Source organism: Rubrivirga sp., from assembly GCF_965213695.1.
GTDB lineage: Bacteria > Bacteroidota > Rhodothermia > Rhodothermales > Rubricoccaceae > Rubrivirga.
In genome coordinates, this window is sequence record NZ_OZ243912.1 from 1,924,926 (window position 1) to 1,947,769 (window position 22,844).

Consider the following 22,844-nt stretch of genomic DNA (forward strand, 5'->3'; position numbering starts at 1 on the left):
CCTTCCGTTTTTCGGAGGGCTTTTTTTGTGCCCGCGCCCATGACCGACCCCCGCCCCGCCAAGCTCGCCCTCGAAGACGGCACCGTCGTGGCCGGCACCGCCGTCGGCGCCGTCGGCGAGACGGCGGGCGAGCTGTGCTTCAACACGTCGATGAGCGGGTACCAGGAGATCCTGACCGACCCGAGCTACGCCGGCCAGGTCATGCTGATGACGTACCCGCACATCGGCAACTACGGCGCCTTCGAGGCGGCGACCGAGGCCGACCGGCCCCACGTGGCCGGGCTCGTCGTCCGCGAGTTCTCGCGCGACCCGTCGAACGCCCGAATGGAGGAGACGCTCGACGCCTACATGGTGCGCCACGGCCTCGTTGGCATCTCAGGCGTCGACACGCGGCGGCTCGTCCGCCACATCCGCCAGCGGGGCGTGATGAACTGCGTGATCTCGTCGGTCGACCTGGACGACGCCTCCTTGGTGGCCAAGGCCCAGGCCGCGCCGAGCATGGACGGGCTCGAGCTGGCGAGCGGCGTCACGACGGCCGAGCCGTACGATTTCAGCGCCGACGGCGAGCGCCGGGTGGCCGTGTTCGACTACGGCGTCAAGCGGAACATCCTGCGGTCGTTCGCGGCGCTCGGCTGCGCCATTCGGGTGTTCCCCGCCGGCACGCCCGTTGAGGACGTGATGGCGTGGGAGCCCGACGGCGTCTTCTTCTCGAACGGGCCGGGCGACCCCCGCGCCATGCCCGAGGCCATCGACGCGGCCCGGGCCGTGATCGCCAGCGGCACGCCGACGTTCGGGATCTGCCTCGGCCACCAGCTGATGGCGCTCGCGGAGGGGCTGGAGGTGTACAAGATGAAGGTCGGCCACCGCGGCGCCAACCACCCCGTCCTCAACCTGACGACGGGCCACGTCGAGATCTCGACCCAGAACCACGGGTTCGCGGTCCGGGAGGAGGGGAGCGAGGGCGTCGCCGAGGTCGACCACCGGAACCTCAACGACGGGACGGTCGAGGGCTTGCGGTTCTCGCGGTTCCCCGGTTTCTCGGTCCAGTACCACCCCGAGGCGTGCCCAGGCCCCCACGACAGCCGCTACCTGTTCGACCAGTTCGTCGCCCTGATGGACGGCGAGGCGCCCGCGCCGCCCGCCGTGCCCGAGCCCGACGCCGACCCCGTCGAGGCCGATGCCTGAGACGCTCCCCGACCCTCGCGGCACCGTCCGCAAGACCGTCGGCACGCCGCGCGAGCGCGAGCCGGTCGCGGTCGTCTGGCGGCTCCGCCAGCACCTCCGGTCGCTCGGCATCCTCCCCGTCAACCCCGATGCTCACGTTCGCAAGCGCGTTGGCCGCGATGTCCCGGGCCGGGGTTGACTTCCTCGTGGTCGGCGGGCTGGCCGTGGCGAAGGCCGGCTTCGCTCGGGCCACGATCGACGTCGACGTGCTCGTCGAGCCCTCTCCGCCCAACCTCCGGCGCCTCATCGACGTCCTCTCCACGTTCGGGTCCGGCGCCGCCGCCGGGCTCGCGCCCGACGACTTCCCCCTCGAAGAGGGCTGCGTTCGGATCGCCGAGGACTTCGACATCGACGTGTTCACGGTGATGAGCGGCCACACTTACGCCGATCTGCTTCCGCTCTCTGTGGTCCACGACCTGGACGGCGCGGCCGTCCGGTTTCTTGGCGCGGAGGGCCTACTCCGGCTCAAGAGCGACTCGCTCCGCCCCAAGGACCAGCTCGATGTGGCCGCGCTCCACGCACTCATCGACGGCCGAGACCCGTCCGCCTGACCCATGCGCCTCCCTCACGTTCTCCATCGGTCCACGCTGGCGCGGCGCCTCGCCGCCGGTCTGGCGCTTCTCGCGCTGGCGGCCCCGCCGCTCGCCGCCCAGGACGACCCGGCCGCCGTCGCCCAGGCGTTCGAGGCGTACCGGACGGCCGTCCTGGCGTCGGACGGACGGGCCGCGCTCGACGCCGTCGACGCCGCGACGGTCCGCTACTACGGCGCGATGCTCGACCTCGCGCTCGACGCCGACTCGGCGACCGTCGCCCGCGAGCCGCTGATCCACCAGCTGCTCGTGCTCGCCCTGCGGGGCCGCGTCTCGGCCGACACGCTCCGCGCGATGGACCCCGTCTCGGCGTTCGTGTACGGCGTCGACCGCGGGTGGATCGGGCGCGAGAGCGTCGAGCGGATCGAGCTCGGGCGCGTGACGGTTCGCGGTGATCGGGCCACGGCCACGTTGGAGTCGGCCGGCCGGCCGGTTCCCACGCTCCAGTTCGGGTTCTCGCGCGAGGACGGACGCTGGCGGTTCGACCTGACCTCGTTCCAATCGGGACTGTCCGCCGAGCTGGAGGCCGTCGCCAAGCGGGCCGGCATGACCGGGTCCGAGTTGGTGGAGCAGATGCTGGCGTCGGTGATCGGCGAGCCGGCGGCGTTCGACGACTTGTGGCACCCCGTCGGCCGCTGACCCGATGCACCACCTCGCGCAAGTCAACGTCGGCCGGATCTTGGGCCCCATGGACGGGCCGGTCATGGCCGAGTTCAAGCGGGCCCTCGACCCGATCAACCTGTTGGCCGAGCGGTCGCCCGGCTTCGTCTGGCGGCTCCAGGACGACGACGGCGACGCGACGGCCCTCCGCGTGTTCGACGACGACACGGTCTTGATCAACATGAGTGTCTGGGAGTCGGTCGACGCCCTCCGGGCCTACACCTACCGCTCGGGCCACGCCCACTACGTGAAGCGCCGGAAGGAGTGGTTCTCGGCGTTCGGCCGCCCGCACTACGCGCTGTGGTGGGTCCCGGCCGGCCACCGCCCGACGCCCGCCGAGGCCGGCGACCGCTTGGACCGTCTCCACGCCGAGGGCCCGACGCCCCAAGCGTTCACCTTCACACGCCTCTTCGAGGCGCCCACCCCCTGATCCCATGGCGAAAGAACGCAAGGTCCTCGTCGTCCACTACACGCCCGGCCACCCGGCGGAGAGCGTCGACGAGCTCACGGCCCTCCTAAACGACGACTGGCGGCTCGTGTCGACGTCTGCCATGGGCGGGACCGGCGGGGCGACGGCGCCCGCCCAGTTCGCCGCGCTCGTCGTCGTCGAGCGCGAGGAGACCAAGACCGTCGGCGGCTTCTCGGCGGGCTAGCGCCCGCAGGTACTCGGTACAGGGTACCGGGTACGTCTCCGATCCCCCTGTACCCCGTACCTGGTACCCCGTACCGAAGAATGCCCAAGCGCACCGACATCTCGACCATCCTGCTCATCGGCTCCGGCCCCATCGTGATCGGGCAGGCCTGCGAGTTCGACTACTCCGGGACGCAGGCCGCCAAGGCGCTCCGCCAGGAGGGCTACCGCGTGGTCCTCCTCAACTCGAACCCGGCCACCATCATGACCGACCCGATGTCGGCCGACGTGGTCTACCTCCAGGAGATGACGGCCGCGAGCATCAAGGAGATTGTCGAGAAAGAACGGCCCGACGCCGTGTTGCCCACGATGGGCGGCCAGACGGCGCTCAACCTCGCCGACACGCTCCACCAGCAGGGCTACTGGGAGCGCGAGGGGATCCAGGTGATCGGGGTCGACATCGACGCGATCCACATCACCGAGGACCGGCAGGCGTTCCGGGATTTGATGGAGCGGGTCGGCATCGACCAGGCGGCGTCGCGCGTGGCCAAGTCGCTGCTGGAGGCCAAGGAGATCACCCAGGAGCTGGCCGGCGGCGCGGGCGGGATCGGCGGGTTCAAGCCCATCGTCATCCGGCCCAGCTTCACGATGGGCGGGGCCGGCGGCGGCATCGTCTGGACCGCCGACGAGTTCGACACCAAGGTCACGCGCGGGCTCGAGCTGTCGCCCGTCCACGAGGTCCTGATCGAGGAGTGTCTTTTTGGATGGAAGGAGTACGAGCTCGAGCTGCTCCGCGACGAGAAGGACAACGTCGTCATCATCTGCTCCATCGAGAACCTCGACCCGATGGGCGTCCACACCGGCGACAGCGTGACCGTCGCCCCGCAGCAGACGCTGACGGACCCCCAGTACCAAGCGATGCGCGACGCGGCGATCCGCGCGATGCGGTCCATCGGGACGTTCGCGGGCGGGTGCAACATCCAGTTCGCCGTCGACCCGGCGACGGGGCGGATGATCGTGATCGAGATCAACCCGCGCGTGTCGCGGTCGTCGGCGCTCGCGTCGAAGGCGACGGGCTACCCGATTGCCAAGGTGGCCGCGCGGCTGGCCGTCGGCTACACGCTCGACGAGCTGCCCAACGAGGTGACCGGGACCACGAGCGCGTGCTTCGAGCCGGCGCTCGACTACGTGGTGACCAAGATCCCGCGCTGGAATTTCGACAAGTTCGAGGGCGTCGACGAGGTCCTGACGACCCAGATGAAGGCGGTCGGCGAGGTGATGGCGATTGGGCGGACGTTCACGGAGTCGCTCCAGAAAGCCTTCCAGAGCCTGGAGCAAGGGCATTCGGGATTGGACGGGATGTTGCCCGACCGGGCCGTCGTCCGCGACCGGCTGGCGCGTCCGTACTGGGACCGGCTGATCCACGTCCGCCACGCCTTCCGGCTGGGCGCGTCGGTCGCCGAGGTCCACGACGTGACCAAGGTGGACCCGTGGTTCTTGAACCAGGTTCGGGACTTGGTCACGATGGAGCAGGCGACGGAGGGCACGCCGCTGGCCGAGCTCGACCGCGACGCGCTGCTGCGCCTCAAGCGGCACGGGTTCTCGGACGTCCAGATCGCGCGCATGACCGAGAGCACCGAGGCGGAGGTCCGCGAGTACCGGAAGAGCCTGGGGCTCACGCCGACGTTCCGCGTGGTCGACACCTGCGCCGGCGAGTTTGAGGCCGAGACGCCCTACTTCTACTCAACGTATGACGGCGCCGGCGACCCCGAGGCGACCGAGACGACGCGGAGCGACCGACCGAAGGCGCTGATCCTCGGGTCCGGCCCGAACCGGATCGGGCAGGGCATCGAGTTCGACTACTCGTGCGTCCACGGCGTCCTCGCGGCGCGCGAGATGGGCTACGAGGCGATCATGATCAACTGCAACCCCGAGACGGTCTCGACCGACTTCGACATCGCCGACAAGCTCTACTTCGAGCCCGTCTTCTGGGAGCGCGTCGCCGACATCGTGGACCTGGAGGCGCCCGACGGGATCATCCTGCAGCTCGGCGGGCAGACGGCGCTCAAGCTCGCGCGCGACGTGGTGGCGCGGGGGCTCCCCATCTTCGGGACGCCCTACGAGAACATGGACCTGGCCGAGGACCGGGGCAAGTTCTCCCAGATCCTCGAGGAGCTCGGCATCCCGTTCCCGCCCTACGGCATGGCCCACACGGTCGAGCAGGCCGTCGAGGTGGCCGAGGCCATCGGCTACCCGATCCTGATCCGGCCGAGCTACGTGCTCGGCGGCCAGGGCATGCGGATCGCGATCAACAAGGACGAGGTGGCCGAGTATGTCGCCAACATCCTGACCCTGTTCCCGGACAACCAGATCCTGCTCGACCTCTTCCTGGAGAACGCCGTCGAGGTCGACGTCGACTGCCTGGCCGACGGCGACGAGGTGTGGATCGCCGGCGTGATGCAGCACATCGAGCCGGCCGGCGTCCACTCGGGCGACTCGACGGCCGTCATCCCGCCGTTCTCGCTCAGCGACTCGTCCATCGCCACGATCCGGCAGACGGTCGAGCGGATCGCCACGCGCCTGGGCGTGGTCGGCATGATGAACACGCAGCTGGCGGTCCAGTCGAAGGGCGGCGTCGAGACGGTCTACGTGATCGAGGCCAACCCGCGCGCCTCGCGGACGGTCCCGTTCGTGGCCAAGGCGACGGGCGTCCCCGTCGCCCGGATCGGCGCCAAGCTGATGATGGGGGCCAAGCTGGCGGACTTCCGCGAGGCCGGCGACCTCGAGTCGACGCTCGAAGGGTTCGCGGTCAAGGAGCCGGTGTTCTCGTGGGACAAGTTCCCCGAGGTGACCAAGGAGCTGGGCCCCGAGATGAAGTCGACCGGCGAGGCCATCGCGTTCGTCGACGACATCACGGACGAGCACATCGCGAAGCCGTTCGAGATGCGGAACCTCTACCTCTCGCGCTGACGAACGGGACGGCGCCAGGGTGTGGCCGGTCCCGCGCTCCGGCCGGTGGGGGAGCCCCCCATCGGGCCCTGGGAGATCGGCTCCGTACCGAGTGGCGCCCTCCCCGAACTCCCCCGCCGTCGGATCTGGCGGGGAGAGGGACGGTGGAAGAGGAGACCGCGGGCTCTGCCCGACCTCCTCTTCTCTCTCCCCTCTATTCATGGCACGCTACGATTCCGATTCCGACCGCCGCTACCGACGCGGCACTCTCTACGGGGCCAACCGGTCCGGCCGCTACGACCGGTCCGACGACGACCGCTACGGTGACCGCTCCCGCGCACGGTACGACCGCGACGACCGCCTCGACGACGCTCGCGACGACCTCGAGCGCGAGTTCGACGGCTACGAGCGCGAGAGCGGTCCCGACCGGTGGGACTACGCCGGCCGCGGCCCCGTCGACGACGTCCGCAACTACCCCGGCCGGGACCCAGGCATCCGCGACCGGGAGTACGACGACGACCGCTACGCGAACGACCGCTACGCGCGCCGTGACCGGTCCGACCGCGACACGTACCGCTCCACCGACCGCGACGACGACTCGTACCTCGACGACCGGTACGACCGCGACTACAACCGGCGCTACGTCCGCGACTTCGGGGACCACAACGGGTACCGGGGCCGCTACGAGGGCGACACCCTGGCGGGCCGCTCGCGCTACGACGGGCCCCACGCCGGCGTCGGCCCCGAGGGCTACGCGCGGTCGGCGGACCGGATGGTCGAGCAGGTCAACGAGCGGCTGACCGACGACGGTCGGGTCGACGCCTCCAGGATCCAGGTCACGGCCGAGGACGGGGAGGTCACGCTGACGGGGACCGTCTCGGACCGCGCCCAGAAGCGCCGGGCCGAGGACATCGCCGAGTCCGTCCGCGGCGTCGACGACGTCCACAACCGCTTGACCCTCCGCCGCGACGACGACTCGTAGCCGGGCCCGAGCCGTACCGCGCACGGCAGCGGCCCGCCCTCCGGGGTGGGCCGCTGCGGTTTAGAACGTCCATCGGGCGCGGGGTGGGAGGCCCGCCTCTTGCCCTGGCGCCTAGCCGCGCGCTGGCGGAAGGGGGGAGGGGCTGTGGCCCGCGCCGGATTCGCGGGACCTCAGGGGAACGCGGCCGGCAGCCGGGCTACCTTCGGCCCATGCCGCACGCCCTCGACACGCCCGTCCGCCTCTCCGGCGCCGAGCCCAGCGTGGCCGACCAGCAGGCGCAGGCCGGGCTGAAAGCGCGCGGGCCGATCCCGGCCCACGTCGCGTGCATCATGGACGGGAACGGCCGGTGGGCCAAGTCCCGGGGCAAGACGCGCGTCACCGGCCACCGCGAGGGCGTCGTGTCGGTCCGCGACGTGACCGAGGCGTGCGCCCAGATCGGCGTCGAGCACCTGACGCTCTACACGTTCTCGACCGAGAACTGGCACCGGCCCGCGGCCGAGGTCACGGCGCTGATGGAGCTCCTGGTGCGGACGTTGCGGAAGGAGGCCGAGAAGCTCCACCGCAACGGGATCCGGCTCCACGCCATCGGCGACCTCGGCCGGCTGCCCGAGCGGGGCCAGCGCGAGCTCCAGGAGTCGCTCGACCTGACGGCCGGCAACACGCGGATGACGCTGACGCTCGCGCTCAGCTACGGCTCGCGGTGGGAGATCACCGAGGCCGTCCGCCAGATCGCCCGGGCCGCGCAGGCCGGCGCGCTCGACCCGGCCACCATCACCGAGGACACGGTCTCGGACGCGCTGCTGACGCGGGGGCTGCCCGACCCCGACCTGTTGGTCCGCACGGCGGGCGAGATGCGGCTGAGCAACTTCCTCCTGTGGCAGGTCGCCTACACCGAGCTGTACGTGACGGAGAAGTACTGGCCCGACTTCCGCCGCCAGGCGCTCTACGACGCCATCCGGAGCTACCAGGACCGCGACCGCCGCTACGGCCGCGTGGCCGACGCCTAGCGCGCCTTTCGGGTGGATACGGGGCACCCATCTTGGTCGCGGGGGGTGGACATCGGCCTCGCAAGACCGGAGGCCGTGGACCGAGGACAGGCATGAGAGTCGGTCTCCCGTCCTCCGTCCCCGGTCCCGGATGGGTAGAGTGCAACGTGGGGCTACGCAGTACGGTCGGCTCCGACCTCAGCGCTTGCGTGCCCCGCCCTCCGCTAGGGGAAGACGCGGCGCCCTCCGGGCCCGGTTGCAATAAGCCGTCCAGGGTGCCGTTCGGGAAGCCACGCCCAGACGTGCCGTTTTCGCCGTCTCTGCGCCCGCCCCCTCGGGGCCCCGCCGTACCCTCCGTCGCTCCGCCCGGCTTCCGCCGGCCCGTCCCGCCGCCGCGCTCCGCATGACTCGATCGCTCGCACCCCTGCGCGCCCTCGCCGTCCTCCTCGTCACCGCCGCGCCTGCCCTCGCGCAGACGGCCGCGCCCGCGACCCCGGCCCAGACCTACGAGATCCTGTCGCTCTCGGTCGAGGGCGCGCTCGACGCGAACAGCGAGGCCCTCGCCCGGTCCATCAGCGGGCTCCGGCCCGGGAGCCGGGTCACGTTGCCGTGGGACCCCTCGTTCGGCGAGGCCGTCCGCCTGCTGTACTCGCGCGGCGGCTACTCCGACGCCGAGATCGAGGCGACCGAGATTGCCGGCGACGGCGTGTTCTTGACGATCCAGGTCGAGGAGCAGCCGCGCCTGGCCGGGTTCACCATCGAGGGGCTCAAGTCGTCGACGGTCGACGACGTGACGCCCCGGATCCCGCTGCTGCGGGGCCGCGCCGTCCGCCCGGCCGACGTCGAGCGGGCCCGGCTCGCCATCCGTGACGAGCTCCGCGGGGCCGGCTACCGCGACCCGTCGATCGACGTGGCCCAGACGACCGACGGCGACGGCCGCGTCACGGTCACGTTCACCGTCGACCGCGGCGAGCGCCAGTCGGTCGCCGACGTCCGGTTCGTCGGCAACGAGGTGTTCTCGGAGGGGACGTTGCAGCGCCGGCTCAAGAACACGCCCGAGCGCCGGTGGTGGCGGTTCTGGAAGCGCGAGACGTTCGACGACGAGAAGTTCGAGGAGGACCTGGCCGCGCTCGTCCGCTACTACAACGACCGGGGCTACTACGGCGCCCGCGTCGTCCGCGACTCCGTGTTCACCCGGGTGACCGACGAGGGCGAGGAGGAGCTGGTGGTCGAGGTCGAGGTGGCCGAGGGGCCGAAGTACCACATCCGCGACGTCGTCTTCGAGGGGAACACGGTCTACTCCGACGCCCAGCTCCAGCTCGCGCTCGGGCTCTCGCCCGGCGACGCCTACGACCGGACGCGGATGGAGCAGAACCTGTACTACACCCAGGACAAGACCGACATCACGAGCCTGTACCAGGACCGGGGCTACTACGAGTTCTACATCGCGCCCGAGATCGTCGAGGCGCCCGGCGACTCGCTCGACCTGTTCTTCGAGATCACCGAGGGCGAGGTCTACGAGTTCGGCGACGTCCGGATCGCGGGCAACACGCGGACCAAGGAGCACGTGATCCGCCGCGAGCTCCGGACGGTCCCGGGCCAGCCGTTCAGCCGCCAGGCCATCGAGCGGAGCGTCCGCGAGCTCTCGACGCTCAACTACTTCGACCCGGCCAGCTTCGGCGCCGGCCCGGCCGTCCAGGTCAACGAGGAGGACAAGACGGTCGACCTGGTGTACAACCTGGCCGAGACGTCGTCGGACCAGCTCGAGCTCTCGGGCGGCTACGGCGGGGGCAACATCGGGCTGATCCTGTCGGCCCGGGTCACGTTCGCCAACTTCTCGGTCCAGAACCTGGTCAAGGGCGTCGGCGGCGGGATGCCGACCGGCGACGGGCAGCAGCTCTCGCTCCAGGTCCAGACCTACGGGACGCGAGCCCAGATCTACTCGCTCTCGTTTACCGAGCCGTGGTTCCGGGGCCGGGCCACGCCGGTCGGGTTCTCGCTCTCGTACCGGCGCCAGCAGTTCTCGTCGCTGACGGGGACCGGCGGCCTGTACTCGACGGCCTCGGCGTCGGTGTTCTACCGCCAGCGGCTCAAGTGGCCCGACGACTTCTTTACGACCGGGACCAACCTCGGCTACCGGCTCTACGACGTCGAGGGGCTCAACAGCAACGTGCTGCCGGAGGGCCTGAGCCAGGAGCTCACGGTCAGCCAGTCGCTGTCGCGGAACGCGCTCGACAACCCGACCTTCCCCCAGAGCGGGTCCCAGCTCGGGCTCACGGTGACGGTCGCCCCGCCCATCGGCGACTTTATCCAGTACCACAAGTGGGACCTCGAGTCGGCGTTCTACACGCCGGTCGCCGGGCGGCTCACGGCGAGCGTCCGGACGCGGTTCGGCTACATCGGCTCGCTGACGGGCGACGACGTCCGGTTCCAGCGGTACCTCATCGGCGGGACCCCGCTCGAGGCGTCGGGGACGTCGAGCATCTCGCGCGGGTTCGGCCGGGACCTGGTGTTCCTGCGGGGCTACCCGTTGGAGGCCGTCGGCCCGCGCCAGAACGGGGTCCCGGTCGGCGGGCGGATCTTGAACAAGTACGAGGCCGAGCTCGGCATCTTGCTGTTCCAGACGCCCCAGCTCTCGCTCGCGCCTTACCTCTTCGCCGACGCGGCCAACACGTACGACGGGTTCGAGGACTACGACCCGGCCCGGCTCTTCCGCTCGGCCGGCTTCGGCGCCCGGATCTTCCTGCCCATTCTGGGCTTGGTCGATGTCAACCTCGGCTACCGGATCGACGAGTTCGCCCCACTGGGGACGTCCGGGAGTGACCTCGAGGAGGCCCAGCCCGGCTGGCACTTCCAGTTCTCGCTCGGCGGCCGGTAGTGGGTGAGGGGTGAAGGGACGTGGGCGAAGGGCCCTCGGCCTCGCCTCCCCAACCCCCCAGCTCCGTCCCCATCACTCTTCACCCGTTCCCCCTCACCCCATGCGCCTGCTCGCCCTCGCCCTCCTCGCCGCCGTCCTCGCGGGCCCCGCGCTCGCCCAGCAGAAGATCGGGTACATCGACTCGGCGGACGTCCTGGCCCAGATGCCCGAGTTCCAGTCGGCCCAGCAGGAGCTCGAGCGGCTGACGCAGCAGTGGCAGGCCGAGGTCACCGCGTTGACGGCCGAGGCCGACCGGATGGCCGACCAGTTCGCCGCCCGCGAGATCCTGTACACCGACGACGAGCGGCAGGCCCAGCAGGCCCTGATCGGGGACAAGCGGTCCGAGCGCGACGCGCTCCGGAGCCGCTACTTCGGCCCCCAGGGCGAGCTGTTCCGCGAGCAGCAAGCCAAGCTCCGCCCGGCCCAGGAGCGGCTGCTCGCCGCCGTCGAGGCCGTCGCCGACGACGGCGAGTACGACTACGTGTTCGACCGCTCGGGCGACTACGTCTTCCTGTTCACCCGGTCCCGCTACGACCTGACCCCGCTCGTGCTCGAAGAGCTCGGGATCGGGCTCGGGGCGGGCGGGACCGCCGCCACCCGCTAACCGCTGAGAGACGGCCCCCCGTCTCCCTCTCCACCCGACTCCGACTCCCCCCATGACCCTCCGCCGTCTCCTCCTCGCCGCCGTCGCCGTCGCCCTCGCGCCGGCGGCCCTCGCCCAGCCGATGAAGGTCGGCTTCGTCGACACGGACCAGATCGTGATCCGGATGCCGGCCTTCGCTGACGTCCAGACGCAGCTCCAGCAGCAGCAGGCCGCCGTCGGCCAGCGCGTCCGCGTGGTCCAGGACTCGCTCCAGCAGGTGTTCAACACCCAGCTCGAGGCGTACCAGACGTTCGACCAGAGCCCGCTCGCGACCGACGCCGCGCGCCAGGAGCGCCAGCAGGAGCTGCTCGCGCTCCGCAACGACATCGAGCAGGCCGAGGTCCAGGGGCTCCAGTACCTCAGCTACGCCGAGGCCCGGCTGCTCCAGCCCGTCCTCAACCGGATCGACGAGGCCATCCAGGCCGAGGCCGCCGCCGGCAGCTACGACCTGGTCCTCCCGACGGTCGCCAACAACGCCCCGGTGTTCCTCTACCGGAGCGACCGCGTCGACGACCTGACGCCGGCCATCATGGGCCGGCTGGGGATCGACCCGAACTCGGCGCCGGTCGGCCAGCAGCCGCAGGCCCAGGCCCCGCCGGTCTCGGTGCCCGGTCAGTAGCCGGACCCGCTCGGCCTTCAGGGCGCCGCCTCGGTCGAGGCGGCGCCTTTTTTTGTGGGGTCGTACCGAGCCTGGTCGTCCCATCCGGCTTTGCCTCGCGCCGTTCCTCGCGACGTCCGGCCATAGGGGCAACCCGCCGGCTCGCGCCCTACCAAGGGCGGCCTCCGGCGAGAGAGCGGGCGGGCGGCAGAACCCCCCGTCCGAGCGCCCCTCGCTCCGCTCGACGGGCACCCGGACGGTCCCCCTTCAAGGGGGACAGCTCCCCGACCTGGGAGCGCAGCGACCGGAAGGGGCGCAGGGGGTCGGCACGAACAGGGTGGAACGGACGGTCCGAGCGCGGAGCCCTTTGGATCCGCTCAGGACGGGCTCGGCGACCCGCCGGACAGCGGGGGGAAGGAGGCCGCATGCGCTCGGCGTGGTCCCCGGCAACCCCGCCCGCGAGAGAGCGAGGCAGACGCCGTATCCTCCGGCCCCTCCCCGAGCCCGATGAGCACCCAGACCGTCCACTCCGCGACCGCCGCCGACGTCCGCCGCGTGACCACCCAGACGTTGCAGACGATGCGCGACGAGGGCACGCCGATCGCCATGCTGACGGCCTACGACTACACCTCGGCCCGGCTCTTGGACGAGGCCGGCGTCGACGTGCTCTTGGTCGGCGACTCGGCGTCGAACGTGATGGCGGGCCACGAGACGACGCTCCCGATCACGCTCGACCAGATGATCTACCACGCCCAGTGCGTCGTCCGCGGCGTCCAGCGGGCGCTCGTCGTCGTTGACCTGCCGTTCGGGGCGTACCAGGGGTCGAGCCGCGAGGCGTTGCGGTCGGCGATCCGGGTGATGAAAGAGACCGGGGCCCACGCCGTCAAGCTCGAGGGCGGCTCGCGCGTGCTCGGGTCGGTCCGCCGGATCCTGGCCGCCGGCATCCCGGTCATGGGCCACCTCGGGCTGACGCCCCAGAGCATCTACAAGTTCGGGACCTACAAGGTGCGCGCTCGCGAGACGGAGGAGGCCGACCAGACCCGGGCCGACCTCAAGAAGCTGGCCGAGGCCGGCGTGTTCGGCGTCGTGCTCGAGAAGATCCCGGCCGGGCTCGCGGCCGAGCTCACCGCCAGCGTCGACGTGCCGACGATCGGGATCGGGGCCGGCGTCGGGTGCAGCGGCCAGGTGCTCGTGACGCACGACCTCCTCGGGCTGACGAAGGACTTCAACCCCCGCTTCGTCCGCCACTACGCCGACCTGGGGGAGACGGTCGTGGACGCCGTCGGCCGCTACGTCGAGGACGTCCGCCAGCGGGCGTTCCCCAGCGACGACGAGAGCTACTGAGCGGTGAGCCGTGGGCGGTGAGCGGTGAGCGGTGAGCGGTGAGCGGTGAGCGGTGAGCGGTGAGCACGGGCGGCCGACGAAAAGTTCCGGGCAACTCGCGGCTCTCCGGCCCACCGGGGGCGTGGGCGGTGGCATCTTCCCACCCGTCCACCCGTCCACCCGTCCACCCGTCCACCCGTCCACCCGTCCACCCGTCCACCCGTCCGTGACTCGTCCCGACCCGCTCGACGCCCCGACCGACCGGCCCCTCGTCCTGATCTGCAACGACGACGGGATCGACGCGGCGGGGATCGCGGCGCTGGCGTCGGCGCTCGACGGGCTCGGGACGCTCGCCGTGGTGGCCCCGTTCGCCGAGCAGAGCGCGGTCGGCCACGCGATCACGGTCCGGGACCCGATGCGGGTCCACCCCTGGGTGTTCGACGGGCCGAGCGGGCCGGTCTGGGCCCGCGCCGTGACGGGGACGCCGGCCGACTGCGTCAAGATCGCGGCCCAGAAGCTGCTTCCGCGCCCGCCCGACCTCGTCGTCTCCGGCATCAACCACGGGCCCAACACGGCTGTCAACGTGATGTACTCGGGGACGGTCAGCGCGGCGACCGAGGCGACGATCCTGGGCGTCCCGGCCTTCGCCGTCTCCCACGACGCCTGGGCGCCGACCGACTTCGAGACGGCCGGCTGGGCCGCCCGCCAGCTCGCCGAGCGCGTCCTCGCCGACGGGCTTCCGCCGGGCGTCCTGCTCAACGTCAACGTCCCCGACCTCGCGCTCGCGGACCTCGCGGGGATCCGGGCCACGCGCCAGGCCCGGTCGCGGTGGGAGGAGGAGTTCGAGGAGCGGTTCGACCCGACCCAGCGGCCGTACTACTGGCTCGGCGGCCGGTTCGTCGACCTCGACGAGGGCGACGACACGGACCTGGCGGCCATCCGCGACGGGTTCGTGTCGGTCACCCCGCTCCAGCTCGACCTCACGGCCCACGACCGCCTCGACCTCGTCCGCGCCCTCGCCGACGCCCTCACGATCCCGACCGATGGCTGACATGCCCGCGCCCGGCGACCCCGCGCCGCCCTTCGAAGGCGTCGACCAGACCGGCGCCACCGTCCGCCTCGCCGACTTCGCCGGCCGCCCGCTCGCGCTCTACGTCTACCCCAAGGACGACACGCCCGGCTGCACCACACAAGCGTGCAACCTCCGCGACCACACGGCCGAGCTGGCGGAGGCCGGCGTCGCCGTCGTCGGCGTCTCGCCCGACCCGGTCGAGAGCCACCGGCGGTTCGCCCAGAAATACAACCTGGGGTTCCCGCTGCTCGCCGACCCGGACCGCGAGATCCTGACCGCCTACGGCGCCTGGGGCGAGAAGAACCTGTATGGCAAGAAGACGGTCGGCGTCAAGCGGACGACCTTCCTGATCGGGCCCGACGGCCGGGTGCTCCACGTGTTCAGGCGGCCTAAGACCGACCGCCACGCCCAGGAGATTCTGGACCGTTTGGCCCGGCTTCATCCCTGACGGTTCGCTCGATGGACCGACCGGGTGGCCCGGCGCCTCGCCGCGCGAGCCCGTCGCGAACGAACGCCGCCCCGTCGCCGTACCGGGCGCGGCGGCCCTCCGACCGAGCGCCCTCCGACCGAGCGGCCGCCGGCCGCCATTCGCCCCCTGGACGCTATCCCCACCCCCAATGCTCGTTGCCGGAAACTGGAAGATGAACCTGGGCCACGCCGACGCGGTCGGCCTGGCCGCCGAGATCGTGCGGGCCACCGCCGACCTCTCCGACGAGGTCGGCGTCGCGATCTGCCCGCCGGCCGTCTGGCTCGACGCCGTCGCCGAGCGCGTGCGCGGCAGCGAGGTCCGGCTGGGCGCCCAGAACCTCCACCCGGCCGACGGCGGCGCGTTCACGGGCGAGGTCTCGGCGGGGATGCTCACGGACCTCGACGTCGAGTACGTCATCGTGGGCCACTCCGAGCGGCGGCAGATGGGGGAGACGAGCGCGTTCGTGGCCGAGAAGGTCCGGGCGGCCCAGGCCGCCGGGCTGGCCCCGATCCTGTGCGTCGGCGAGACCCTGGACGAGCGCGAGTCCGGCGACGCCGAAGCCATCGTCCTGGCCCAGCTCGCGGCCTCGCTCGACGGCGTCGACTCGGCCGACCTGGTGGTGGCCTACGAGCCGGTCTGGGCCATCGGCACGGGCCGGACGGCGACGCCAGAGCAGGCCCAGGCCATGCACGCGGCGATCCGCCGGGCCCTGGGCGAGCGGTTCGAGGACGGCGAGGACGTCGAGATCCTGTACGGCGGCAGCGTCAAGCCCGACAACGCGGCCGAACTGTTCGACCAGGACGACCTCGACGGCGCGCTCGTCGGCGGCGCCAGCCTCGACGCCGAGTCGTTCGCCGCGATCGTGGCGGCGGCCGAGGCGTCGATGTGCTGACGGCCCGTGCTGGCCTCGTCCTCTTGTCGCCGGACGCCCCGACCCGCTCGCGACCGTAGGGACGCCATGCGTGGCGCCCTCTCGGCGGGCCTCGTCCTACTGGCCGTTGCCGGCTGCGTGGGCTCGGGCCCGCCGCCGCCCCGGCTCGACGCCGCCAGCGTGGCCTACCGCGCGGGCGAGCCCGTGTTCGTGCTCGACGCCGTGGCCACCGTCCGCGACGACTCGACCGGCATCGACGTGGCCCTCGGCGTCCCGCCCGCGTCGGTCATCTTCCGGCCGTCGGGCGACGGACTCGCCGCGGTCGCGAGCTGGGTGGTGACGGTCGAGCAGGAGGGGGGCGCGGCCCGGTCGCGGTCCGCCCGCGACACCCTGCGCGTGGCCGACGCCGCCGCCGCCCGGGACGCGGTGCCCGTGTGGCGCGTCGAGCGGTTCGAGGTCCCGCCCGGCCGCTACGTGGTCCGGGGGGTGGTAGAGGACGAGGCGAGCGACCGGACGGCCGAGCGGTCCGCCGTCGTCGTGGTGCCGTCGCCGTCGGCGGCGGCCACGCTGGGCGGGCTCCGGTTCGAAGGGGCCGACGCGGCCGGCGCCGTCGGCCCGGTCGACGCGGCGTCGGTGCCGGCCGGGCTCGACTCGCTCCGGGCCGTCGTCCAGGCCGTCGACGTGCCCGATGGGGCCGTGACCGCGTTCGCCGTCGTTCGCCTCGACGCCGACGACGCCCCCGCCGTGCGCGCCGACGACTTTACGCCGACCGAGCTCGGCCTGATCGGGCGCGGCGTCGACGTGGGAAGTGTCGACACCGTCCAGGTCGTCCGGCAGACGGTCCTCGACCCGTCGCCGGCGCTCGACGTGGTGGCGCCGCTGCCGGCGCTCGGGCCCGGCGTCTACCGCGCCGAGGTCCGTCTGGTCGGACCGGACGGCCGGGCGCTCGACCGGGCCGAGCGGACGTTCGTCGTCCGCCGCCGCGACTACCCGCTGGTGACCCGGCTCGGCGACCTGCTCGGGCCGCTCGTCTACCTCGCGTCGCCGGGCGAGCTCGACGCGCTGGAGGCCGCCGAGACCACGCGCGAGCGGCGGCGGGCCTTCGACCGGTTCTGGGGCGACCGCCTGGACGACCGGCGCCTGGCCGCGGCGACGGTCCGCGCGTACTACGAGCGCGTCGAGGAGGCGAACCGGCTGTTCGCGACCTACAAGGACGGGTGGAAGACGGACCGCGGGATGCTCTACGTCCTGCTCGGCCCGCCCCGCTTCGTTGAGGCCACGCCGACCGGCGAGCGGTGGTCGTACGCCTTGGGCGGCGCCGCCCCGTCCGTGTTCGAGTTCGAGAGGACCGCCGGTCGGGCCGGCGACCGGGCGCCGTTCACCGTCCTGACGTTGCAGCGGAGCCGGATCTACTCCGACCTCGTCCGCCAGGCCCAGCGGCAGTGGCGGTCCGGCGTCGTGCCGTAGGGCTGCGGCCGTTCAGCGCCGTGCCACGTCCGGCGGACCCGCGCCTGCCTCGGCCCTCGGTAGGGCGCACCCGGCCTACGTCAGACGCTGGGGGACGACGCTGGGGGACGCCAAGCCGGTCGACCGGCTCCGGTACCATACCGGCTCTGATGGTTTGTGCCTCTGGCCGCTCGTCACCGCGAGGCCGCTCCCGGCGTCCCCTCTCCCTCTGGGAGAGGGACAGGGTGAGGGTCCGTCGCCCGAGCGCGAGGCACAAACTCCGGGACCTCGTATCAGTCGTCGGTGGACGAGCCCTTCGAGGCCCCGTTGGACGAGGTCGAGGTCTTCGCGTCCGCCGTCTTCGCTGGGGCCGCGTCCGCCTTGGACTCGCTCTTGGACTCGGTCTTCGAGTCGCCGGAGTCCGAGCCCTTGTCGGAGCTCTTCTTGGCGTAGTCGGTGATGTAGAAGCCGTCGCCCTTGAACTGGAGGCCGGCGCCGCCCGAGATCACGCGCTGGACCGGGACGCCGGTCTCTGGGTCCTCGGCGAGCGCGGGGTCGGACATCTTCTGGAACACGTCGAAGGTGGTCCCGTCGGGGCGGCGGTAGGTGTAGGTCGGCATGGCGTGGGGGGCGAGGGCTGAGCACCGCGCGGCGCGCCGTCGGGTTCCTGTCAGGGCGCGGAGGGCGTCAACTCGATGGTCAGCTCGGCCGGCCCGCTCGGCCGAGGGGTGCTGAAGCAGACGTCGTCGGCCACGACCTCGGCCACAGCCGTGGCCGGCTCGTATCCCCCGGCCGAGACCGTCACGGTGTACGACCCGGCATCGACGGGTGGCCGGCCGTGAGCCAGGGAGAGCCCCTCGAACACCGGCGGCTGCGACTCTACCAGCGTGAGTCGCTCCGAATAGGCGTCCGCCTGAGCCACGACGGAGACCCCGGCGCCCAACGGGGCCTCCGTCTCCGCGTCGCGGACGAAGACGACGAGCGCGGGACCGTCCCACGCGAACGTCTCGCATCCGTCCACATCGCAGCCGGGCGCGGCGGCGAGGACCAGGGCGAACAAGGCGTAGCGCATGGCGTGAGGGCGACAGGACAGATGACCGCTCAGCCGCGAGAGGCTGAGGCTGCGGATGTTCAGACGGGCAACGTAAGCGCCGGAGCCACCAGACGCCGAGAACGCTAGAGCCTATCGTCGGCCTGCAGCGGCGGGTTCGGCGGCGCGGTGTTCGGAGACCCCTACGTCTCCTCGCTACCTAACACTTGCCGGAGCACGGTGATGAAGCCGTCGCCGACTACGTTCGTGTTCCCCGACCCCGACACGAGTAAGTCGAGATTGCCGTCGCCGTCATAGTCGGCCCAAGCAAGCCCGCCGTCTTTGACCCCCGTTAGACCCGTCTCCACCTCAGCGAAACCGTCGCTGCCGCTCGTGTAGATGCCCGCGACGTACTCCCCCCCTGCCGTGACCCCGAACGCGGCGAAGTCGTCGTCGCCGTCGCCGTCGTAGTCCGCGACAGCTACCCCTCGCACGCCCGTGATCCGGCCGAGGTCGAGAGGAGTCCTCGTCAAGCGGCCCCCGTCGTTCCGGTAGAGCGCTGTGACCTCGTCGAACGTGGCGGCGCACCCACCGCCCACTTCCACGCAGGACCCGGTATAGAGCAGGTCCTGATCCCCGTCTCCGTCAGCGTCGAGCCACGCGATGGTCCGAGAGCCGGTGATGGGTTCCAGTCCCAGGTCCGACGCGACGAACGTGCCCCGCTCATTTCGGAAGAGGGTCGTGACGCCGGGGGAGGGGAAGTTGCACCCGCTCTCGTACCCCCCCGCGATCAAGTCGAGGTCGCCGTCGCCGTCAACATCGCCCGGCTCCAAGAAGCCGAGCCCCGCGCCCGGCACCGGAGCCAACGCGGTGAACGCCCCCCTGTCGTTCCGGTAGATCGCGAGTCCAGTCTCGCAGTTGGCCCTGTCGATGGTGGCCACGTCGAGGTCGCCGTCGCCGTCGATGTCAAGCCAACGCAGAAGGCTAGTCCGTTCGCTGGCGATGTCGATCCCGGTGCCGAAGCGCGCGCCGAGCGATGGGTAGACACGGACGACGGAGGGGCCGCTATCGAGGCTGCCGAACAGGATGTCCGCATCCCCATCGCCGTCGTAGTCACCGAGTTGGCTTCGCCCCGCCCGCCGCGCGAGGTCCTCCGGGAGGAGGGCCGCAGCTCTGAACCGCCCCTCGTCGTTCAAGAACACCCGTTGCTCGAAGGCCCGGTCCTGACCTAGCTCCCGGTTGACGCCAGAGACGAGCAAGTCGGGATCGCCGTCACCATCCACGTCTCCAGTAGCCAGAGCGCCGTAAAACGGGTAGTCGTCAGGCGAGATGACATCTACCTGGACGAACGAGCGTACCGCCGAAGTAGATGGGGCGGAGGTGTCACAGGCCGTCCCGAAGACGATGAGAGCGGCAAACAAGACTGATCTGAACATGACTCGCGAGAGTTTTGCAGGGTGCCCGAGGGGCATGCAGGTAACCCGAGTGGTGTCGGAACCGAAAGAGGCGGTGGGACCGGAGACGAAGGACCGGGGACCGGCTTCCCTGACGAAGTCTCCGGCGGCCTTCCGTCCCCCGTCCTCGGTCCGGACGAACGCGAGGACCGGAGGCACAACGTGGGTTAGGTAGCGCCGCCGAACCACCGGTTCTACCGCTCGGCGACGCGGGGGAGGTCGGCGGGGACGGGGCCGAAGCCCCAGGCCCGGGCCGGCTCGCCGGGCGGCGTCCGGACGGCCCCGGCCACGGCGTCGGCCAGGGCCGGGCGGACGTCGCGGATCCGCGTGTTCCGCCGCGAGGGGTGGACCCGGTTCGTCAGCAGGACCACGAACAGCTCCTGGTCGGGGTCGACCCAGATCGACGTGCCGGTGAACCCGGTGTGGCCGAACGAGCGCGGCCCGAACTCGGACCCCGCCGACGTCTCGCCGTGGTTGACCATCCACCCGAGCCCGGTCGGGTAGGTGCTCCGCAGGCGGACGCGCTCGGTGAACCGGTCGATGGTCGTCCGCCGGAACAGGCGCGTGCCGTAGCCCTCGCCGCCGTTCGCGAGCACGAACGCGAACCGGGCCATGTCGGAGGCCGTCGAGAACAGGCCGGCGTGGCCGGCGACGCCGCCGAACACGGACGCGGCCTCGTCGTGGACCTCGCCCTGCAACGTCCGCCGGCGCCAGGTGCCGTCGTATTCGGTCGGTGCCGCGTCGGGGTCCCGGGTGCCGACGGCGCGGAAGCCCGTGGCCGCCATCCCCAAGGGCCCGAACACCTGCTCGTCGAGGAGGTCGTCGAGGCCCTCGCCGGTGACGGCCTGGAGCACCTCGCCGAGCACGATCATGTCGAAGTCGCTGTAGGTCGAGCGCCGGCCGGGCGCGGTCCGCAACGTGTCGGCGTAGATGAAGTCGAGCGCGCGCTCGCGCGTCGTCAGGCCGCGGGTGTGGAACGGGTACCACGGGCGCTGGCCGGCCGAGTGGGCCAGGAGCTGGCGGATGGTGACCGACGCGCCGCCGCGGGGCTGGAACCGGGGGACGTAGTCGGTGACCTTGGCGTCGAGGTCGAGCCGGCCGTCCTCGACCAGCCGCATCACGGCGGCCGTCGTCCCGACGACCTTGGTGAGCGAGGCGAGGTCGTAGGGCGTGTCGGGCGTGACGCGGGCGCCGCCGGCCGTCAGCCGGCCGTAGCCCCGGAGCCGGACCAGCACGCCGGCCCGCCCGACGGCGACGGCCCCGCCCGGGAACGCGCCCGACGCGAGCGCCCGCTCCATCACCGCGTCGACGCGCGCGGCGGCCTCGGGGTCGAGCCCGGCCTCCTCCGGGGCGCCCGGCCGGACCGCCTGCTGCCGGAAGCGGACGCCGTCGCCGGCCGCCGCGAGCCCGGCGATGCCGTGGGGGAGCCGCCCCGAGACGCCGATCTGGCCGGCGACGGCCTCGGCCGCCGCCGTCTGCGCGGCCCGCGAGCCGTCGTACCCGACGACGAGCGCCTCGGGGCGCCGCACGCCGGCCGCCAGCCGGGCGTCGCCGAACGCCGCCAGCACGACCGGCCGCCGGTCGTTGAGCGCGCGGACAAACGCAAGGTGCCGCGGCGCCAGCCGCCCGTCGGCCTCGGGGAACGCGGCGAGCACGACCAGGTCGGCGTCGGCCGCTGCGGTGAGGGCCTGGGACTCGATACTCGACGGGTCGCCCAGGCCGAGCCGGGCGTAGCTCGCGGCCCGGTCCGCCCCGAGGGCGCTGGCGAGCGCGTTCGCGAACGGGACGCCGAGGTCGGCGTCGAGCCCGGGGTCGAGCAGGACCGTGAACACGCGCCGCGCGCCGGGCCCGACGAGCGGGAGCGGGCCGCCGTCGCGCTGGATCACGGTGACGCCGGCGCGGGCCACCTCGGTCGCGAGCAGGCCCGCCCGGTGGTCGAGCGACGCCGAGGGCGCCCGCCACGGGTCGATCCGGATCCCGCCTCCCGCCGCGTCGCCCACGTCGGAGGCGCGGGGGCGGTCGAGGTCGAGCCCGCTCCACGCCTTGGCCGCCAGGACCCGCCGCGCCGCCTCCCGAACTCGGGCCGCCGAGAGCCGGCCGGTGCGGACGGCCCGGGCCAGCGAGTCGTAGGCCACGGCCGGGGCAGGGGAGACGACCACGTCCGCCCCGTCCAGGACCGACGCGACGGCGCTCCCGGACGGCCCGAGGTCGGCGACGACGAGCCCGTTGAAGGTGCCCCGGTCGCGGATCGCCCCGACGAGGGCCGCGCCGTCCGCCGTCGAGACGTCGACGTCGACCTCCATCAGGCCGGCCCCGGCGAGCGCGTCGAAGGCGTCGAGACCGCTCGCGTCGACCAGGTGCGCGGCGGGCAGGGCGCCGCCCGCGCGCAGGCCGCGGACGAGCCCTTGCTCGACGGCGCCGCCGGCGGTCGGGCCGTAGGGGGAGGCTCCGGCCGCCAGCGCCAGCCGCGTGCCGGACACCTGGACGCCCAGCCCGCGCGCCACCTCCGCCCGCGCCTTCCCGGTCATGTAGGCGAGGTCCGGGCGGCCCGCCGCCGCCAGGACGGCCGCGCTCGCGGTCTCCGGCCCGTCGACGGCCACGTGCTCGGCGTCGGTCGCCAGGGCGACCGGGAGCGGCGCCCGGTCCTGCCACGCCCGCACCCGGCGAAGCTGGGCGTCGACCGTCCGGGGCGAGACGACCACGCGCCCGACGCGGCCGGCGTCGATCAGCCCGGCCAGCCCCGCGGCATCTTCCGGCGCCGCGACCAACTGCCCAATTGCGGCCCCGATGGACAGGGTGTCGGCGACGGCCCGAGCGGGCGCCTCGGCCGACGCCCACAGGACGGGGGCCACGGGCGGCGCGGTGACGGGGACGGACGTGGACGACCAGAGGGCCGCGGCGGCCAGGCCGACGGCCACGGCGACCTTGACGATCAGAGACATAGAGGTGCGGGGTCCGGGGGGACGCGCCATCGGGATCAACATACGCGGCGGAATCGC

Annotated in this window: 21 protein-coding genes; 17 read left to right on the forward strand and 4 right to left on the reverse strand. The window is 72.4% G+C overall.

The window, feature by feature from the left end:
- The first annotated feature begins 39 nt into the window (after window positions 1-39).
- From carA to ACOOHE_RS08525, 17 genes are all read left to right on the forward strand, one after another.
- The gene (gene carA, locus ACOOHE_RS08445; protein ID WP_420457362.1) at window positions 40-1,185 is read left to right on the forward strand and encodes a glutamine-hydrolyzing carbamoyl-phosphate synthase small subunit; all 1,146 of its coding nucleotides are present in this window, start codon (window positions 40-42) and stop codon (window positions 1,183-1,185) included.
- Window positions 1,178-1,363: a hypothetical protein gene (locus ACOOHE_RS08450; protein WP_420457363.1), complete on the forward strand. Its 186-nt coding sequence runs from the start codon at window positions 1,178-1,180 to the stop codon at window positions 1,361-1,363. Before carA ends, ACOOHE_RS08450 begins: the two co-directional genes overlap by 8 nt.
- The gene (locus ACOOHE_RS08455; protein WP_420457364.1) at window positions 1,314-1,775 is read left to right on the forward strand and encodes a hypothetical protein; all 462 of its coding nucleotides are present in this window, start codon (window positions 1,314-1,316) and stop codon (window positions 1,773-1,775) included. Before ACOOHE_RS08450 ends, ACOOHE_RS08455 begins: the two co-directional genes overlap by 50 nt.
- A gap of 3 nt (window positions 1,776-1,778) precedes the next feature.
- Complete coding sequence (locus ACOOHE_RS08460; RefSeq protein ID WP_420457365.1) at window positions 1,779-2,453, forward strand: hypothetical protein; 675 nt, start codon at window positions 1,779-1,781, stop codon at window positions 2,451-2,453.
- A 4-nt stretch (window positions 2,454-2,457) separates the two neighbouring features.
- Window positions 2,458-2,904 carry a DUF3291 domain-containing protein gene (locus ACOOHE_RS08465; RefSeq protein ID WP_420457366.1) on the forward strand — a complete coding sequence of 149 codons (447 nt, stop codon included), beginning with the start codon at window positions 2,458-2,460 and terminating at the stop codon, window positions 2,902-2,904.
- 4 nt (window positions 2,905-2,908) lie between these two features.
- Window positions 2,909-3,127 (forward strand): hypothetical protein, encoded by a 219-nt coding sequence (locus tag ACOOHE_RS08470; protein ID WP_420457367.1) that lies wholly within the window; start codon window positions 2,909-2,911, stop codon window positions 3,125-3,127.
- An 80-nt stretch (window positions 3,128-3,207) separates the two neighbouring features.
- On the forward strand, window positions 3,208-6,075 hold the full coding sequence (carB, locus tag ACOOHE_RS08475; protein ID WP_420457368.1) for a carbamoyl-phosphate synthase large subunit: 2,868 nt from the start codon (window positions 3,208-3,210) through the stop codon (window positions 6,073-6,075).
- Window positions 6,076-6,274: 199 nt separating this feature from the next.
- The gene (locus ACOOHE_RS08480) at window positions 6,275-7,036 is read left to right on the forward strand and encodes a BON domain-containing protein (protein ID WP_420457369.1); all 762 of its coding nucleotides are present in this window, start codon (window positions 6,275-6,277) and stop codon (window positions 7,034-7,036) included.
- A 209-nt stretch (window positions 7,037-7,245) separates the two neighbouring features.
- A complete protein-coding gene (locus tag ACOOHE_RS08485) occupies window positions 7,246-8,043 on the forward strand; it encodes an isoprenyl transferase (RefSeq protein WP_420457370.1) in 798 nt (265 codons plus the stop codon).
- A gap of 382 nt (window positions 8,044-8,425) precedes the next feature.
- Window positions 8,426-10,900, forward strand: coding sequence for an outer membrane protein assembly factor BamA (gene bamA, locus ACOOHE_RS08490; RefSeq protein ID WP_420457371.1), 2,475 nt, complete (start codon window positions 8,426-8,428; stop codon window positions 10,898-10,900).
- Window positions 10,901-11,000: 100 nt separating this feature from the next.
- Window positions 11,001-11,543 carry an OmpH family outer membrane protein gene (locus tag ACOOHE_RS08495; protein ID WP_420457372.1) on the forward strand — a complete coding sequence of 181 codons (543 nt, stop codon included), beginning with the start codon at window positions 11,001-11,003 and terminating at the stop codon, window positions 11,541-11,543.
- 52 nt (window positions 11,544-11,595) lie between these two features.
- Window positions 11,596-12,201, forward strand: a complete 606-nt coding sequence (locus tag ACOOHE_RS08500; protein WP_420457373.1) for an OmpH family outer membrane protein — start codon at window positions 11,596-11,598, stop codon at window positions 12,199-12,201.
- A 486-nt stretch (window positions 12,202-12,687) separates the two neighbouring features.
- Window positions 12,688-13,524 (forward strand): 3-methyl-2-oxobutanoate hydroxymethyltransferase, encoded by an 837-nt coding sequence (gene panB, locus ACOOHE_RS08505; protein ID WP_420457374.1) that lies wholly within the window; start codon window positions 12,688-12,690, stop codon window positions 13,522-13,524.
- Between the two features lie 205 nt (window positions 13,525-13,729).
- Window positions 13,730-14,554, forward strand: coding sequence for a 5'/3'-nucleotidase SurE (gene surE, locus ACOOHE_RS08510; protein WP_420457375.1), 825 nt, complete (start codon window positions 13,730-13,732; stop codon window positions 14,552-14,554).
- Window position 14,555: 1 nt separating this feature from the next.
- Window positions 14,556-15,023 (forward strand): thioredoxin-dependent thiol peroxidase, encoded by a 468-nt coding sequence (gene bcp / locus ACOOHE_RS08515; protein WP_420457609.1) that lies wholly within the window; start codon window positions 14,556-14,558, stop codon window positions 15,021-15,023.
- Between the two features lie 169 nt (window positions 15,024-15,192).
- Complete coding sequence (tpiA, locus tag ACOOHE_RS08520; RefSeq protein WP_420457376.1) at window positions 15,193-15,936, forward strand: triose-phosphate isomerase; 744 nt, start codon at window positions 15,193-15,195, stop codon at window positions 15,934-15,936.
- Between the two features lie 66 nt (window positions 15,937-16,002).
- Window positions 16,003-17,382 carry a GWxTD domain-containing protein gene (locus ACOOHE_RS08525; RefSeq protein WP_420457377.1) on the forward strand — a complete coding sequence of 460 codons (1,380 nt, stop codon included), beginning with the start codon at window positions 16,003-16,005 and terminating at the stop codon, window positions 17,380-17,382.
- Between the two features lie 272 nt (window positions 17,383-17,654).
- Here the strand turns inward: ACOOHE_RS08525 and ACOOHE_RS08530 are convergent, their stop codons facing one another.
- The 4 genes from ACOOHE_RS08530 to ACOOHE_RS08545 form a co-directional block, all read right to left on the reverse strand.
- Window positions 17,655-17,981: an FmdB family zinc ribbon protein gene (locus ACOOHE_RS08530; RefSeq protein WP_420457378.1), complete on the reverse strand. Its 327-nt coding sequence runs from the start codon at window positions 17,979-17,981 to the stop codon at window positions 17,655-17,657.
- Window positions 17,982-18,031: 50 nt separating this feature from the next.
- A complete protein-coding gene (locus ACOOHE_RS08535) occupies window positions 18,032-18,433 on the reverse strand; it encodes a hypothetical protein (protein ID WP_420457379.1) in 402 nt (133 codons plus the stop codon).
- A 161-nt stretch (window positions 18,434-18,594) separates the two neighbouring features.
- Complete coding sequence (locus ACOOHE_RS08540; RefSeq protein ID WP_420457380.1) at window positions 18,595-19,812, reverse strand: FG-GAP-like repeat-containing protein; 1,218 nt, start codon at window positions 19,810-19,812, stop codon at window positions 18,595-18,597.
- Window positions 19,813-20,039: 227 nt separating this feature from the next.
- Window positions 20,040-22,787: a serine hydrolase gene (locus ACOOHE_RS08545; RefSeq protein WP_420457381.1), complete on the reverse strand. Its 2,748-nt coding sequence runs from the start codon at window positions 22,785-22,787 to the stop codon at window positions 20,040-20,042.
- Window positions 22,788-22,844 lie beyond the last annotated feature (57 nt).